Below are 15,372 nucleotides of genomic sequence, written 5' to 3'. Positions count from 1 at the left end.
CCCCTCGTCCCCGCCGCCCACCCCAACCGCTGGTGGGGCCTGGCCGAGCCGACCCGTAACGAAATCCCGGTCCGCGACCGCGACGCCCCCGTCTCCCTCTCCGGCAGCGCCCTCGACCTCCTGGTCAACAAGTGCTCCCTGCAGTGGTTCCTCGGCCGCGAGGTCAAAGCCGAGCAGCCCTCCTCCACCGCCCAGGGCTTCGGCCTCGTCGTGCACGCCCTCGCCGACGAGGTCGCGTCCGGCCGCACCCCCGCCGACCTCGACGTCCTCATGGAGCGCCTCGACACCGTCTGGGACGGCCTCGCCTTCGACGCCCCCTGGAAGAGCAACCAGGAGCGGCAGACCGCTCGTGAAGCCCTCGAGCGCTTCCTGCGCTGGCATGTCATGGAGCGCGGCGGGCGCAGCGTCGTCGGGTCCGAGCACCCCTTCGACGTGACCCTCAAGGCCGGCGAGTACGAGGTGCGCATCCGCGGCAGCCTCGACCGGGTCGAGGAGGACGCCGAAGGCCGGGCGTACGTCGTGGACTTCAAGACCGGCAAGAGCAAGCCCTCCGGCACCGAGGTCGCCGACCACCCGCAGCTCGCCGTCTACCAGGAGGCGATCAGGGCGGGCGCCGCCGACGACCTCTTCGGTACGCCGGGGAGCCCGGGCAGCGACGAACCCCCACCGCTCGGCGGCGCCGAGCTCGTCCACCTCCGCCTGCCCGCCCCCAAGCGCGAGGGCGGCGACGCCCTGCCCGCAGTGCAGCGCCAGGGCCCGCCCGAGGACACCTGGATCGGCGAACTGCTCGCGACCGCCGCCGCGCGGGTACTCGACGAGCGTTTCCGTCCGACCCCCGGTGACCACTGCGCCACCTGTGCATTCCGTGGCTCGTGCAGCGCACAGCCGGAGGGCCGGCAGATCGTCGAGTGACGGCCGGGGAGGGCGCGCACGGACGGTCCGGTGCGCCCTCGGATTAGCAGCTCCATTGCCTTGTGTGATGGTATGGGCCGTCTTTCACGCGTAAACAAGGAGTAAAGATCGTGGCTCTGAGGAAGCACGTCCTGGCGACCGCGGTGGCCGGTGCGGCTGCGGCCGTCGTTCTCGCCGGATGCTCCGGGGGTGGCGGCGACGACGGGCTCGCGAGCAAGTCGGCCGATGAGATCCAGGAGTCGGCCCGTAAGGCGATGAAGTCGGCGAAGTCGATGTCGTTCGACGCGAAGGTGACGCAGAACGGCAAGCCGATGGAGATGAAGATGTCGATGGAGAAGGGCGCCGGCAAGTGCACCGGCACCATCTCCATGGGCCAGGGCACCGCCCAGATCCTCAAGGTCGGCGAGGACAGCTACATCAAGGCCGACAAGCAGTTCTGGACGGACAACGCCGGCAGTGCCTCCCAGGCCGGCGCGATCGTGGAGCTGATCGGCGACCGCTGGATGAAGATGGAGCCCGGCGACGACAGCTTCACCTCGGCCTGCGACCTCGCGCAGTTCCAGAAGAGCATGAAGAAGTCGAAGGACGCCAAGCTCACCAAGGGCGAGGAATCCACCGTGAACGGCACCAAGGCGATCGCCGTCACGGAGAAGAAGAAGGACGAGACCACCACGATGCAGGTGGCCACGGAGGGCAAGCCGTACGTCCTGAAGCTCGTGACGAAGGACGGCGACAGCCCGGGCACCGCCACCTTCTCCGACTTCAACGAGCCGGTGAAGGCCAAGGCCCCGGCCGCGAACGACGTCATCGACGCCGCCAAGCTCCGCTGACGCCACCGCTGACGCCCCCGGCGCGCCGCCGGACATCGGCCGCGCATCGTACGCCCTGAGGCGTATCCGGCGCCCGCCCTCACCCGTCCCCGTACGGGATGTCGGTGGGCGCCGCTACCCTCGCTTGGATGCCCGCCCGTCTCACCCATCCCGATGCGCTCAAGGAGCTCCTCGGGATCCCGTTCACCCCTGAGCAGATCGCGTGCATCACCGCACCGCTCGCGCCGCAGGTGATCGTGGCGGGCGCCGGCTCCGGCAAGACCACGGTGATGGCGGCCCGCGTCGTCTGGCTGGTGGGCACCGGGCAGGTCGCGCCGGGCGAGGTCCTCGGCCTTACGTTCACCAACAAGGCGGCCGGCGAGCTCACCGACCGGGTCCGCTCGGCGCTCCGCAAGGCCGGGGTGCTGGACGCGGAGCCCGAGCCCGGGCACGTACCCGGGGACGAGGAGGCCGACGAGCCCCGCATCGCCACGTATCACGCCTTCGCCGGGCAGCTGCTCACCGACCACGGCCTGCGCATCGGCCTGGAGCCCGGCGCCCGGCTGCTCGCCGACGCCACCCGCTACCAGCTCGCGGCCAAGGTGCTGCGCACCGCGCCCGGCCCGTTCCCCGCGCTGACAAAGTCCCTCGCCATGCTGGTCAGCGACCTGCTGGCGCTGGAGGCTGAGCTGAGCGAGCACCTCGTCGGCCTGGATGAGCTGAAGCGCTACGACGCCGAGCTGCTGCGCGAGCTGGAGCGGGTCAAGCTCACCAACGACGACCTGCGCAAGGTCCCCAAGGCGGCGCAGGGCCGCGGCGAACTGCTGCGGCTGGTGGGCGCGTACCGCGAGGAGAAGCGGCGCCGCGATCTGATCGACTTCGGCGACCAGATCGCCCTGTCGGCGCGGCTGGCCGAGGGGCACGGGGCGGTGGGGCGCAAGCTGCGCGAGGAGTTCAAGGTGGTGCTCCTCGATGAGTACCAGGACACCTCGGTGGCGCAGCGGCGGATGCTCGCGGCGCTCTTCGGCGCCGGGCACGCGGTCACGGCGGTCGGCGACCCCTGCCAGGCGATCTACGGCTGGCGCGGCGCCTCGGTCGCCAACCTCGACGACTTCCCCCGCCACTTCCCGCACGCCGAGGGCCGCCCGGCGACCCGCTACGCGCTGAGCGAGAACCGGCGGAGCGGCGGCCGGCTGCTGTCGCTGGCGAATGAGCTGGCGGCGCCGCTGCGGGAGCGCCACGAGGGCGTCGAGGCGCTGCGTCCGGCCCCGGGCGCCGAGCAGGACGGCTTCGTACGCTGCGCGCTGCTCCCGACCCACGCCGAGGAACTGGACTGGCTCGCCGACCACATCGCCCACCTCGTCCGTACCGGCACGCCCGCCGGCGAGATCGCGGTGCTGTGCCGTACCGCCGGGCACTTCGGCGAGATCCAGGCCGCGCTGGTGCGCCGGGACGTACCGGTGGAGGTCGTCGGCCTGTCCGGGCTGCTCGACCTGCCGGAGGTCGCGGACCTGGTGGCGATGTGCGAGGTGCTGCAGGACCCGGGCGCGAACGCCGCTCTGGTACGGCTGCTCACCGGCCCGCGCTGGCGCATCGGCGCCCGCGACCTGGCGCTGCTCGGGCGGCGGGCGCGGTTCATGGTGTACGTGTCCGGGGCCCGGGACGCGGAGGATCTGGACCGGCGGCTGGCCGCGGCGGTCGAGGGCGTGGACCCGGCGGAGGTGGCGTCGCTGGCGGACGCGCTGGACACCTTCCTGGACGGGTCCGAGCCCGGGGACGAGCTGCCGTTCTCGCCGGAGGCCCGGGTCCGCTTCGCGCGGCTGGCGGCGGAACTGCGCGACCTGCGGCGCTCGCTGGCGGACCCGCTGATGGACGTGCTCCACCGGATCCTGGCGGTGACGGGGTTGGAGGTGGAGCTGTCGGCGTCCCCGCACGCGCTGGCCGCCCGCCGCCGCGAGACCCTCGGCAACTTCCTGGATGTCGCCGCCAACTTCGCCTCGCTGGACGGCGAGGCGACGCTGCTGGCGTTCCTGGGCTTCCTGAAGACGGCGGCGCAGTACGAGAAGGGCCTGGACAACGCCCTGCCGGGGGACGGCTCTGACACGGTGAAGGTGCTGACGGCGCACAAGTCCAAGGGCCTGGAGTGGGACGTGGTAGTCGTGCCGGGCCTGGTCGCGTCGCACTTCCCGAACACCGACGCCCGCGAGTCGTACGCCTCCCAGGCCAAGGTCCTCCCGCACGTCCTGCGTGGCGACGCGGCGACGCTGCCGGAGGTGGAGGCGTGGTCGCGGCAGGGCGTGAAGGACTTCAAGACCGCGCTGCGCGACCACCAGGCGGTGGAGGAGCTGCGGCTGGGGTACGTGACGTTCACCCGGCCGCGGAAGCTGCTGCTGGGGTCCGGCCACTGGTGGGGCCCGACGCAGAAGCGGCCGCGGGGCCCTTCGCCGTTCCTGGAGGCGCTGCGGGAGCACTGCGAGGGGGGCACGGGCGCGTCGGGCGAGGTGGAGGCGTGGGCGGAGGCCCCGGAGGAGGGGGCGGAGAACCCGGCGCTGCGCGCGGCGGAGGAGGCGGCACAGTGGCCGATGCCGCTGGACCCGGCGGCGACGGCGCGGCGGCGGGAGGCCGCGGCGGCGGTGGAGCGGCATCTCGCGGAGCTGGAGCGGGCGCGGGAGCATCCGGCGGGGGTGGAGGAGGTGCCGCTGCCGGAGGAGCCGCCATTGCCGGAGGAAGTGCCGCTGCCGGAGGAGCCGCCCTTGCCGGAGGAGGAGTGGCTGGAGGAGCCGCCGCTGCCGGAGGAGGAACTGGCGGGGGAGGAACTGCCGGGGAAGCCTCCGCTACCCGAGCACGAGTTGGCGCCGGCTCCGGAGCGAGAGCCTTCGCCGGAGCATGCGCCGGGGCCGTACGAGGGCCAGGCACCGGCACCGTATGAGCCGCCGACGGCGGCACCGCACGACGACGAATCGCCACCGACACCGGCGCCGTACGACGAGCCGAAGCGCGGCGACGAGGCCCTACCCCTCCCCGCCGAGCACCAGCGCCTGCTCTCCTCCTGGGACCGCGACATCGAGGCCCTGGAGGCCGAGCTGCGCGCCGCCCGCCGCTCCGTCCACGACGTCCCGCTGCCGGCGACCCTGACCGCCTCCCAGCTGATGCACCTGGCCACCGACCCCGACGGCTTCGCCCAGGAGCTCGCTCGCCCCATGCCCAAGGCCCCCGCGCCCTCGGCCCGCCGCGGCTCCCGATTCCACGCGTGGGTGGAGTCCCGTTTCGACGCGCAGACGCTCCCGCTGCCGGGCCCGGAGGAGGACGGCCTGGACGACGACGCGGCATCCGAGGCGGAGATCGCGGACGAACGCGACCTCGCGGCCATGAAGGCGGCCTTCGAGCAGACCCCGTACGCGAACCGCACCCCGTACCGGGTGGAGGCCCCCTTCCAGCTGTCCCTGGCGGGCCGGGTGATCAGGGGCCGTATCGACGCGGTCTACCAGAACGCGGACGGCAGCTACGAGGTCATCGACTGGAAGACGACCCGCTCCCGCACCGCCGACCCCCTCCAGCTGGCGATCTACCGCCTCGCCTGGGCGGAGCTGATGGACGTCCCGCTGGAGGCGGTCCGGGCGGCCTTCGTGTACGTCCGCACAGGCGAGATCGCGCACCCCGAAAACCTCCTGGGCCGCAGCGAATTGGAAGAGCTACTGTCCCCGGATGACCAACACCCGCACGGATGACGCGAACCGCCCCGCCGGCGACATAGCCCCGCCCTCCGGAAACGACGACGAGCGCACCACCCTCGTCGGCTTCCTCGACTACCTCCGCGACGCCGTGGCCCGCAAGGCGCTCGGCGCCCCCGACGCCGAGGCCCGTGCCGCCGGAGCGCCGTCCGGAACCAGCCTCCTCGGCCTGGTGAAGCACCTGACCGGCGTCGAGCTCAACTGGTTCGTCTGGGGCTACGCCGGCGAGGGCGACCCCGCCGACCACAACGCCCCGGTCACGGCCGACGAGTCCGCGGAAACCCTGGTCGCCGCCTACCGCGCCGCGGCCGCCCGCGCCAACGAGGTCATCGCCAAGTCCCCCGACCTCGACACCCCCGGCATCCGCTCCGTCCGCCCCGGCATGGCCCCGGCCTCCCTGCGCTGGATCCTGGTCCACATGATCGAAGAAACCGCCCGCCACGCCGGCCACGCCGACATCCTCCGCGAGCAGATCGACGGCACCACCGGCCGCTGACCTCACGCCCCGGGCGACGCCGTCGCCAGCCCGATGTCCGCTGCCGCCGCCAGCAGCCGCTTGTCGTACGTCACGAAGGTCAGCGCCGCCGACCCCGGTTGATCGGTGAGCAGGTGCGCCGTCGCCAGGTGGACGGCAGCCAGGGACCGGAGCATCGGATCCGTATACGCCGCCGCCGTGGCCCGTACGGCAGCGTCGATTTCGATGCGGTAGAGCCGCGCCAGCGTGCCGGGGACGCCGGCCAGCGACTGCGGCGCGGCCCGCCGAAGTGCCCGCGGCACCTCGATCTCGACCAGGGCCGAGGCGACCAGCGGAGCGTCCGGGCGGGCGTTGAGCCACGCCACCAGCTCCGCGGTACCCGGCTCGCGGCGGACCATTTTCACGATCGCGGCCGAGTCGAGGTAGATCACCAGCGTTCCTCGTCCCGCATGGCCGCCAGCGTCGCGGCGGCGTCGACCTCAGGGTCGCCGAGCGCCGGGGGCAGCGGGACGGGACCGGACGACGTCGGGGCGAGAGCACGGCCCTCGGCGACCATCCGGTCGACCGCCGACTGCGCCGGGGTGATGGGAACGAGCCGTGCCACGGGTGTGCCGCTCACGGTGACCTCCAGGGTCTCCCCGTGCTGCACCCGGGCCAGCACGGCGCTGGTGTTCTGGTTCAGCTCACGTACCGGGATGCGCTCCATGCTGCCAGCGTAGAACGATGCGTTCTACGCAGAAAGGGCGGTTCGGGCCGAACGGGTGAATGAGCCTCCGGCCATTGACGCTCAAGCCCACTCCCAGCAGCGATTACGCTTGAAGACCATGAGCACCACCCCCGCACCGGACAACGACGTCCGGGCCTACGTCTCCGCCCACCGCGACGGCTTTCTCGGCGAGCTCGCCGAATGGATCCGTATCCCCTCCGTCTCCGCCGACCCCGAGCGCGCCGGGGACGTCCGGCGCAGCGCCGAGTGGCTGGCGGCCAAGCTGCGCGAGACCGGATTCCCCGTCGCCGAGGTGTGGGAGACCGCCGGGCTGCCCGCGGTCTTCGCCGAGTGGCGCGCCGCCGAGCCCGACGCTCCCACCGTCCTCGTCTACGGGCACCACGACGTGCAGCCCGCCGCCCGCGCCGACGGCTGGCGCACCGAGCCGTTCGAGGCGACGCCCAGCGACGACGGCGCGCGGCTCTACGGCCGCGGCGCCGCCGACGACAAGGGGCAGGTGTTCTTCCACACCCTGGGCCTCAAAGCCCATCTGCACGCCACCGGCCGCTCCGCCCCCGCCGTGCACCTCAAGCTCCTCATCGAGGGCGAGGAGGAGTCCGGCTCCCCGAACTTCCCGGCGCTGCTGCACGAGCGCGCCGACCGCCTGGCCGCCGACACCGTGATCGTCTCCGATACGGGGATGTGGGCCGCCGACACCCCCACCGTCTGCACGGGCATGCGCGGTCTCATCGACGGCCAGATCGATCTCTACGGCCCCGACCAGGACATCCACAGCGGCTCCTTCGGCGGCGCCGTCCCCAACCCCGCCACCGAAGCCGCCCGCCTCGCCGCCGCCCTGCACGACGCGGACGGCCGCGTCGCCATCCCCGGCTTCTACGACGGCGTCGTCGCCCTCACCGACCGCGAGCGCGAGCTCTTCGCGGAGCTCCCCTTCGACGAGGAGAGCTGGCTGCGGACCGCCCACTCGCACGGCGCCGGCGGCGAGGCCGGCTACTCCACCCTCGAGCGGATCTGGGCCCGGCCGACCGCCGAGGTCAACGGCATCGGCGGCGGCTACCAGGGCCCCGGCGGCAAGACGATCATCCCTTCCGCCGCCCAGCTCAAGCTCTCCTTCCGGCTCGTCGCCGGACAGGATCCCGAGAAGGTCCAGCAGGCAGTCCGCGACTGGGTCGCCGCCCGTATCCCGCACGGCATCCGCCACGAGCTGGACTTCTTCGGCGCCACCCGCCCCTGCCTCACCCCGCTCGACGACCCGGCGCTGCAGGCGCTGGTACGGGCCATGAGCAAGGCCTTCGACGGCGCGAAGATCCGCTTCACGCGGGAGGGCGGCTCCGGACCCGCCGCCGATCTGCAGGACGTGCTCGGCGCGCCCGTGCTCTTCCTCGGGATCTCCGTCCCGTCGGACGGCTGGCACGCGCCGAATGAGAAGGTGGAGACCGACTTGCTGATGAAGGGTGCCGAGGCCGCCGCCCACCTCTGGGGCGAGCTGGCAGCAGGCACACGTACCGCCGGGGGAGAGGAAGTCCAGCAGTGACCACCGTACCGACGCAGGGTGCGCTCGTGCCGCCGCTCACCGGGGCGAGCGGCATCGACCGCGCCGCCCACCACCGCCTCGACGAGGCCTGGCTGGGGGCGGCCTGGAGCCACCCGACCACCCGCGTCTTCGTGGTCTCCGGCGGGCAGGTGATGATCGACGACACCCCGGACGGGCAGACCGAGCTGGTCATGATCCCGTCCTTCGAGGCGCCCTTCACCGAACAGCACCGCTACTTCCTGGGCACGGACGCAGACGGGGTGCGCTACTTCGCGCTGCAGAAGGACAGCCTGCCGGGCCGGATGGACGGCTCCGCCCGCCCGGCCGGGCTGCGCGAGGCCGGGATGCTGCTCGGCGACCGGGACGCGGCGCTGATGGTGCACGCGGTCGCGCTGGAGAACTGGCAGCGCAGCCACCGCTTCTGCTCCCGCTGCGGGGAGCGTACGCAGATCGCCGCGGCCGGCCACATCCGCCGCTGCCCGGCCTGCGGGGGCGAGCACTACCCGCGTACCGACCCGGCCGTGATCATGACGGTGACGGACGAGGACGACCGGGTGCTGCTCGGCCGGCAGGTGCACTGGCCGGACGGGCGCTTCTCGACGCTGGCCGGCTTTGTGGAGCCGGGGGAGTCGATCGAGCAGGCGGTGCGGCGCGAGGTCTTCGAGGAGGTCGGCGTCGAGGTGGGCGAGGTCGAGTACCTGGCCAGCCAGCCGTGGCCGTTCCCGTCGAGCCTGATGCTCGGCTTCACCGCGAAGGCGACGACCACCAAGATCGAGGTGGACGGGGACGAGATCGGCGAGGCCCGCTGGTTCTCCCGCGACGAACTGCGGGCCGCCTTCGAGTCCGGGGAGGTCCTGCCTCCCTTCGGAATCTCGATTGCGGCCCGCCTGATCGAGCGCTGGTACGGGAGCCCGCTGCCGAAGCGGGGGATGTAGAGCCGGGGCTTTACGCCGCCAGGGAGTCCTTGATCCACTTCAGCGGCGGGTTGCCCATCGCGCGCTGTTCGCTGCCGGACTCCGGGACGACCACGACGGTCGGGACCAGCTGGTTGCCGTTGTTGAGGCTCTCGACGAGGGCGGCGGACTCCGGGTCCTGCTCGATGTTGATCTCGGTGTAGGCGATGCCCTCCCGGTCCATCTGGCTCTTCAGCCGGCGGCAGTAGCCGCACCAGGTGGTGCTGTACATCGTCACGGTGCCCGCCATGATCCTCGCGCTCCTTGAAGTCAAGCGTTCTTGATTGCAGTGGAAGAACGTATCGCGGGCGCCGCCCATTCCCCCCTGTGGCAGCGGTCACGAGCCGGGGCCTGGCAGCATGGCGGGGTGACATCCGCACCCCAGCCCACGTCCGCAACGCTCTTCCCCGAAGCCCCCGACTCGGCCGACGCCGTGCTGGAGGGGCTCGACCCGGAGCAGCGCGAGGTGGCCACGGCGCTGCACGGCCCCGTCTGCGTGCTGGCCGGCGCCGGTACGGGCAAGACCCGGGCGATCACGCACCGGATCGCGTACGGGGTGCGGGCCGGGATCATGCAGCCGGCCAGCGTGCTCGCGGTCACCTTCACCAACCGCGCCGCGGGCGAGATGCGCGGGCGGCTGCGGCAGCTCGGCGCGGCGGGGGTGCAGGCCAGGACGTTCCACTCGGCGGCGCTGCGGCAGCTGCAGTACTTCTGGCCGAAGGCGGTCGGCGGCGAGCTGCCGCGGCTGCTGGACCGCAAGATCCAGATCGTGGCGGAGGCGGCGGCCCGGGAGGGCCTGCGGCTCGACCGCGGCGAACTGCGCGACGTCGCCGGCGAGATCGAGTGGGCGAAGGTCACCCAGACCGTGCCCGAGGACTATCCGGCGGCGGCCGCGAAGGCCGGCCGCGAGGTGCCCCGGGACGCCGCCGAGCTGACCGGGATCTACCGGGCGTACGAGCAGCTCAAGCGCGAGCGCACGGTGATCGACTTCGAGGATGTGCTGCTGCTGACGGTCGGCGTGCTGAGCGACCGGGCGGACATCGCCGAGCAGGTGCAGCAGCAGTACCAGCACTTCGTGGTGGACGAGTACCAGGACGTCAGCCCGCTGCAGCAGCGGCTGCTGGAGCTGTGGCTGGGGGAGCGGGACGGGCTGTGCGTGGTCGGCGACGCCAGCCAGACGATCTACTCCTTCACCGGCGCCACCCCTGATCATCTGCTGGACTTCCGGAACCGGCACCCGAACGCCACCGTGGTGAAGCTGGTCCGCGACTACCGCTCCACACCGCAGGTCGTCCAGCTCGCGAACGGCCTGCTCAACCAGGCCAGCGGCCGCGCCGCCGCACACCGCCTTGAGCTGGTCGCGCAGCGCGAGCCAGGACCCGTACCGGCCTATGTGGAATACGGGGACGAGCCCGAGGAAGCCGACGGCACCGCCCGGCGGATCCGCAAGCTGCTCGACTCCGGGGTGCCGGCGAGCGAGATCGCGGTGCTGTACCGGATCAACGCCCAGTCCGAGGTCTACGAGCAGGCGCTCGCCGACCACGGCGTGCCGTATCAGCTGCGCGGGGCCGAGCGCTTCTTCGAGCGGCCGGAGGTCCGGGAGGCGGGCGTCGCGCTGCGCGGCGCGGCGCGGGCCGGCGGCAACGACGCGCTGCTCGACGATGCCGTCGGGCTGGCGTCGCAGGTGCGGGCGGTGCTCGGGAGCATGAAGGGCGGCGGCTGGAAGCCGGAGGCGCCGGCCGGCTCAGGCGCCGTACGCGACCGGTGGGAGTCGCTTGCCGCGCTGGTGCGGCTGGCGGAGGACTTCGGGCGGGCGCGGCCGTCGGCCTCGCTGGCGGACTTCGTCGCCGAGCTCGCCGAGCGGGCCGCGGCGCAGCACGCGCCGACCGTCGAGGGCGTCACGCTCGCCTCGCTGCACGCGGCGAAGGGGCTGGAGTGGGACGCCGTGTTCCTGGTCGGGCTGACCGAGGGCATGCTGCCGATCACGTACGCCAAGACCGATGAGCAGGTCGAGGAGGAGCGGCGGCTGCTGTACGTCGGGGTGACCCGGGCGCGGCAGCACCTGTGCCTGTCGTGGGCGCTGGCGCGGTCGCCGGGCGGGCGGGCGTCGCGGCGTCCGAGCCGGTTCCTGGACGGGCTGCGGCCCGGGTCCGCGGGGGCGCGGCCGGGCGCAGGGTCGGTCGTCGGCGGCCAGGGCGGGATCGAGCGGGGCGCCGGCGGCGGTGCCCGGCGCGGGCAGCCCGCGGCGCCGCGGCAGCGGCGGCAGGTGCGCTGCCGGGTCTGCGGGCGGACGCTCACCCAGGCCGGCGAGATCAAGCTGGTGCGCTGCGAGGACTGCCCGGCCGAGCTGGACGAGGCGCTGTACGAGCGGCTGCACGACTGGCGGACGGAGACGGCGAGCCGCATCGGGCAGCCGGCGTACTGCGTCTTCACGGACAAGACGCTGCTGGCGATCGCCGAGAACTGTCCCGAGAACTCGTCGGAATTGTCCGGCATTTCGGGTGTGGGGCAACGAAAACTCAACCGATTTGGCGCCGCCGTACTGGCCATTTGTGCAGGTCAGGAGCCATCTGACGAGGATGGCGAGGGTGCTTGAGAGAAAATCCCGCGAAAAATAGTTTGCGTACCGCCTCGGAAGGCTCATAGCCTTCCGAGCACGGAAGCGGGCAGCCCTTCACGGGTCACCCTGTTCCGTGTTGTACTAGACCTCTTGCCCGGCACACGCCGGACATGACCGAGACGATCAAGCCCGAAAGGAGGCGAGCCCAGTGTCGACGATCAACGTGAAACTCAACGGTCGCGGTGCCGCCGCCTCCTGCCTGCTTGCCGTCCCGGCCCTGGTCAGTGCGGAGTCCTCGGTTCGCGCCACCGGTCTGTCCAGCAATGGGCTGTCCGGCGTCGACGCTGCCCGTGCGCTCCGTAATGACCGACCGACCAAGGCACTCGAGGTAGCAGCGGCACAGGCCCCCCAGGCCTATGCAGACGCGATCACGGGTGCCGGCCTCCGAGAGCAGGCGTGGGTCATCGGCGGCTTTGCCACCGGTGCGACGACGACTGTCATGCAGAAGCAGCACCAGAAGATGCGGGCCTACCGCGGCCTCGAACCCTGGAAAGATCCAGCTTGATCGACAAGATCACGCCGGCACCTTCCAGGGCCGCGGAACCCGTCACCGGGATCCGCGGCCCTTTTGTTTGGGCCAGCACAGCATGTGCCCCGACCAGCACCACCCGAGACCGATGCACCAGAAGACAGAGACAGGAAGGCACCACGTGTCCACCCCAGTGCACGCACAGCCCCTCCCGCCCGCAGACCCGCCTGCACAACCCACCGACCCGGAGGTCCCCTTGACTCAGCTGACCGCTCTCACCGAGCTCGACGAGCGCATCGAGCGCCTCGGCGACCTCGTCCCGTGCCGGAGCTACGACCCGGAGGTCTTCTTCGCCGAGTCGCCGGCCGACGTCGAGTACGCCAAGTCGCTCTGCCAGACCTGCCCGGTGCGCGAGGCCTGCCTGGCCGGCGCCAAGGACCGGCGTGAGCCGTGGGGCGTCTGGGGCGGCGAGCTGTTCATCCAGGGCGTCGTCGTGGCCCGGAAGCGGCCGCGTGGTCGTCCGCGGAAGAACCCGGTCGTGGCATGAGCAGCCACGGCACCATCGCCCGTCCCGTCGCGCACGACCCCAAGAAGCAGGTCCCGGCCATGTCCCCGATGAACCAGTCCATCGACCACCCGAACGTCACCACAGAACCCGGCGCCATCGACGAGCGCCAGAACAGGAAGCTCGAAATGCAACTCATGCCAGAAGCACTGGCCAGAGCCCAATATCAGGAACGCCTTCGCGAGGCCGACGGGGAGCGGGAAGTATCCCGCTTCCTCCTCGCCCGCCGGCTGCAGCGCCGCGCCGACCGCGCGCAGCTGCGAGCCCGCCGGGCACTCGCGATGGCCGTGATGCAGTAACGCCTACGCTGAAGCCTCGGCGTTTGCATCCAGGGGACCGCCCTCCGGGCGGTCCCCTTCCGCATGCTCGGGTGCGAACCCCGGTAGCCACGCCTCCAGTTCATCCCGCATCCGCACCCGCGCCCCGAGCTGGCACAGCACCCCGATCGTGGACAGCGTGACCCGGTGGATCAGCAGATACGACGGCGGCAGGTTCAGCTGCCGGCCGAGCTGGTGCGCCGGATTGCGCGGATCGGCGATCCGGGCGGCCTGCGTACGCATCCAGCTCCTGGTGAATGTGAACCGCTCCACCGCCGCGGGCTCGATGATCGGCACGAGATAGTCGAGGACCGCTTCCGGATCGAGGTCGATGTCCTCCTTTACGAAGCCCTCCGCCCGCAGCAGCTCGTACACCGCCTCCGCCTCGCCGTCGAGCGTCATGCCGAGCGCGACGCCGATCGTCTCCGGCAGGCCGCCGGGAAGCCGGTCGACGGTGCCGAAGTCGAGCACCCCGAGCCGCCAGTGGGCGGGGTCGTCGCCGTCCTTCACCAGCCGGAAGTTCCCCGGGTGCGGGTCGGCGTGCAGCAGCCCGGTGCGGGCGGTGCCGGAGAACAGGAAGCGGGCCAGCAGCTGCCCCGCGCGATCCCGCTCCGCCTCGCTGCCTTCGGCTATCAGCTTCGCCAGCGGTATGCCGTCCATCCACTCGGTGACCAGCACCTGATCGGCCTGGTGCACCACATCCGGCACCAGCACGTCCGGGTCGCCCGCGAACTCCTCCGCGCAGGCCGCCTGCGCCTTCGCCTCCAGCGCGTAATCCAGCTCCTCCGAGACCCGGGCGCGCAGCTCCGCGATCAGCGGCTTGATGTCCAGGCCCGGGATCAGCGGGCCGAGCAGCCGGGCGAACCGGCCGAGCTGGGTGAGATCGGACAGCAGTGCCTCGCCCGCGCCCGGATACTGCACCTTGACCGCGACCTCGCGGCCGTCGTGCCACACCGCGCGGTGTACCTGCCCGATCGAGGCCGCGGCCGCCGGGCGGTCGTCGAACTCGCTGAAGTACTCCCGCCAGTCCTCGCCGAACCCCTCGGCGAGCACGCCGTGCACCGTGGCCGCGGGCAGCGGCGGCGCCGCCTCCTGCAGCTTGGTCAGCGCCGCGCGATACGGGCCCGCTATGTCCTCGGGCAGCGCCGACTCGAAGACGCTCAGCGCCTGGCCGAACTTCATCGCCCCGCCCTTGAGCTCGCCCAGCGTCTTGAACAGCTGCTCGGCGGTGCGCTGCTGCAGCTCCCGGCCGACCAGCTCCGCCGACTTGCCACCGATCCGCTTGCCTATGCCCCAGGCGGACCGGCCGGCGAAGCCCAGCGGCAGCGCGGCCAGCTTGGCCGTGCGCGTGAAGGCCTTGCGCGGGAGGTCGCTCAGCTGCAGCTCGTCGTCGTCCTTCTCGCGGCCGTCGTCCTTCTCCCGGTCGTCGACTTGCTGCGGGTCGTCGTCCTGCTGCCGGTCATCGCCCTGCGGCCGACCGTCGACCTGGCCCCGGCCGTCGACCTGCCGCGGCTCGGCCGCCTCCCGCCGTTCGTCGCCCGGCGGCAGCTCGCCCTCCTCGTCGGCAGGGTCCGGCTTGCGCGGAAGATCAGACATGAACTCCTCCAGCTTCCTGCTCCGCGGCCCCGCCTTCGACCGCCGCGCCACAGCCGCACCGCGGATGCGGAACCGGCCGAGATGTCTCCCAGCTCAGCGCCGGCAGCGCGCACTCCAGCCGCGCCCCGGCGACGGGCGGGAGCCGCCCGTCGAGGAACGTCAGCGCATGTGCGGCCACCAGCCCCGCCACCATTGTCGCCAACGCGATATCGCACGCGGGCACCCCCTCGCGCCGCCCGCCGGAGCGCCACTGCGCCAGCAGCCGCGGCCACTCCGGCTCCCGCTCGCACCGGTCCGCGGCCAGGCACCCCGCGCAGGCCGTGCCACCCGGCAGCACCAGCGGGCCCACCACGCCCGTGCCCTCCAGCACGCCCGCGTACACGTGCGGCACCCCGGCGGACATCAGCTGCTCGGCGGCGGCCGGATCCGGCGCGTACGCACCGAGCCCGTCGCGCGGCGCGAACACCACGAGGGCGAGAGGCGGCTCGGGGCCCTCCCGCGCTCGCCCCCCTCCGGTGCCGCGCGCCCCCGGCGTCCACCGACGCACCTCCTTCTGCGCCGCCACCGCGCGGCGCTCGCCGACCCGCTCGGGCGCGAGCCCGCCGGGGCCGGTCTCCCACGGGGCCACGCACCCGCCGTCCTGCACATCGACCCGCCCCACCCC

Annotated in this window: 15 protein-coding genes; 10 read left to right on the top strand and 5 right to left on the bottom strand. The window is 72.6% G+C overall.

The window, feature by feature from the left end:
- The 4 genes from G5C51_RS31360 to G5C51_RS31345 all read left to right on the top strand — a co-directional run.
- The coding region (locus G5C51_RS31360; protein ID WP_165242282.1) for a RecB family exonuclease at window positions 1-912 on the top strand (912 nt) is incomplete at its 5' end.
- Between the two features lie 110 nt (window positions 913-1,022).
- The gene (locus G5C51_RS31355; protein ID WP_165242280.1) at window positions 1,023-1,742 is read left to right on the top strand and encodes a hypothetical protein; all 720 of its coding nucleotides are present in this window, start codon (window positions 1,023-1,025) and stop codon (window positions 1,740-1,742) included.
- A 128-nt stretch (window positions 1,743-1,870) separates the two neighbouring features.
- Window positions 1,871-5,449, top strand: coding sequence for an ATP-dependent DNA helicase (locus tag G5C51_RS31350; protein ID WP_165242278.1), 3,579 nt, complete (start codon window positions 1,871-1,873; stop codon window positions 5,447-5,449).
- Window positions 5,427-5,948, top strand: coding sequence for a DinB family protein (locus G5C51_RS31345; protein ID WP_165242276.1), 522 nt, complete (start codon window positions 5,427-5,429; stop codon window positions 5,946-5,948). The genes G5C51_RS31350 and G5C51_RS31345 overlap by 23 nt, the downstream gene beginning before the upstream one ends.
- 2 nt (window positions 5,949-5,950) lie before the next feature.
- Here the strand turns inward: G5C51_RS31345 and G5C51_RS31340 are convergent, their stop codons facing one another.
- On the bottom strand, window positions 5,951-6,358 hold the full coding sequence (locus G5C51_RS31340; protein ID WP_165242274.1) for a PIN domain-containing protein: 408 nt from the start codon (window positions 6,356-6,358) through the stop codon (window positions 5,951-5,953).
- Entirely contained in the window at window positions 6,355-6,633 is a 279-nt protein-coding gene (locus tag G5C51_RS31335; protein WP_165242272.1) for a type II toxin-antitoxin system Phd/YefM family antitoxin, read from the bottom strand. Before G5C51_RS31335 ends, G5C51_RS31340 begins: the two co-directional genes overlap by 4 nt.
- A 118-nt stretch (window positions 6,634-6,751) precedes the next feature.
- Here G5C51_RS31335 and G5C51_RS31330 point away from each other — a divergent pair, with 118 nt between their 5' ends.
- Window positions 6,752-8,188, top strand: a complete 1,437-nt coding sequence (locus G5C51_RS31330) for a dipeptidase (protein WP_165242270.1) — start codon at window positions 6,752-6,754, stop codon at window positions 8,186-8,188.
- Window positions 8,185-9,123, top strand: a complete 939-nt coding sequence (gene nudC, locus G5C51_RS31325; protein WP_165242268.1) for an NAD(+) diphosphatase — start codon at window positions 8,185-8,187, stop codon at window positions 9,121-9,123. Before G5C51_RS31330 ends, nudC begins: the two co-directional genes overlap by 4 nt.
- Window positions 9,124-9,133: 10 nt before the next feature.
- On the opposite strand, the gene G5C51_RS31320 is transcribed toward nudC, so the two are convergent.
- The gene (locus G5C51_RS31320) at window positions 9,134-9,391 is read right to left on the bottom strand and encodes a glutaredoxin domain-containing protein (RefSeq protein ID WP_165242266.1); all 258 of its coding nucleotides are present in this window, start codon (window positions 9,389-9,391) and stop codon (window positions 9,134-9,136) included.
- A 117-nt stretch (window positions 9,392-9,508) separates the two neighbouring features.
- Between G5C51_RS31320 and G5C51_RS31315 the strand changes: the two genes are divergently transcribed.
- From G5C51_RS31315 to G5C51_RS31300, 4 genes are all read left to right on the top strand, one after another.
- On the top strand, window positions 9,509-11,737 hold the full coding sequence (locus tag G5C51_RS31315) for a UvrD-helicase domain-containing protein (protein ID WP_165242264.1): 2,229 nt from the start codon (window positions 9,509-9,511) through the stop codon (window positions 11,735-11,737).
- A 172-nt stretch (window positions 11,738-11,909) separates the two neighbouring features.
- Complete coding sequence (locus G5C51_RS31310; protein ID WP_165242262.1) at window positions 11,910-12,266, top strand: hypothetical protein; 357 nt, start codon at window positions 11,910-11,912, stop codon at window positions 12,264-12,266.
- Between the two features lie 112 nt (window positions 12,267-12,378).
- Window positions 12,379-12,777 carry a WhiB family transcriptional regulator gene (locus tag G5C51_RS31305; RefSeq protein WP_165242260.1) on the top strand — a complete coding sequence of 133 codons (399 nt, stop codon included), beginning with the start codon at window positions 12,379-12,381 and terminating at the stop codon, window positions 12,775-12,777.
- Entirely contained in the window at window positions 12,774-13,094 is a 321-nt protein-coding gene (locus G5C51_RS31300; RefSeq protein ID WP_165242258.1) for a hypothetical protein, read from the top strand. Before G5C51_RS31305 ends, G5C51_RS31300 begins: the two co-directional genes overlap by 4 nt.
- Before the next feature lie 3 nt (window positions 13,095-13,097).
- On the opposite strand, the gene G5C51_RS31295 is transcribed toward G5C51_RS31300, so the two are convergent.
- The gene (locus G5C51_RS31295) at window positions 13,098-14,489 is read right to left on the bottom strand and encodes an ABC1 kinase family protein (protein WP_165242284.1); all 1,392 of its coding nucleotides are present in this window, start codon (window positions 14,487-14,489) and stop codon (window positions 13,098-13,100) included.
- Window positions 14,490-14,700: 211 nt separating this feature from the next.
- Window positions 14,701-15,372: ThiF family adenylyltransferase (locus tag G5C51_RS31290; protein ID WP_206314535.1), on the bottom strand; the 672-nt coding region annotated here is incomplete at its 5' end.

It is taken from the genome of Streptomyces coryli, assembly GCF_011044975.1.
Taxonomy (GTDB): Bacteria; Actinomycetota; Actinomycetes; order Streptomycetales; family Streptomycetaceae; genus Streptomyces; species Streptomyces coryli.
Note: the sequence above shows the minus strand (reverse complement) of the source record. Positions and strands in the feature narration are given on the sequence as shown.

Bases quoted from the DNA above. Each gene is read 5' to 3' on its own strand.
- G5C51_RS31320 (WP_165242266.1), bottom strand. From the start codon at position 9,391: ATGGCGGGCACCGTGACGATGTACAGCACCACCTGGTGCGGCTACTGC.
- G5C51_RS31300 (WP_165242258.1), top strand. From the start codon at position 12,774: ATGAGCAGCCACGGCACCATCGCCCGTCCCGTCGCGCACGACCCCAAG.
- G5C51_RS31305 (WP_165242260.1), top strand. From the start codon at position 12,379: ATGCACCAGAAGACAGAGACAGGAAGGCACCACGTGTCCACCCCAGTG.
- G5C51_RS31350 (WP_165242278.1), top strand. From the start codon at position 1,871: ATGCCCGCCCGTCTCACCCATCCCGATGCGCTCAAGGAGCTCCTCGGG.
- G5C51_RS31345 (WP_165242276.1), top strand. From the start codon at position 5,427: ATGACCAACACCCGCACGGATGACGCGAACCGCCCCGCCGGCGACATA.
- G5C51_RS31330 (WP_165242270.1), top strand. From the start codon at position 6,752: ATGAGCACCACCCCCGCACCGGACAACGACGTCCGGGCCTACGTCTCC.
- G5C51_RS31335 (WP_165242272.1), bottom strand. From the start codon at position 6,633: ATGGAGCGCATCCCGGTACGTGAGCTGAACCAGAACACCAGCGCCGTG.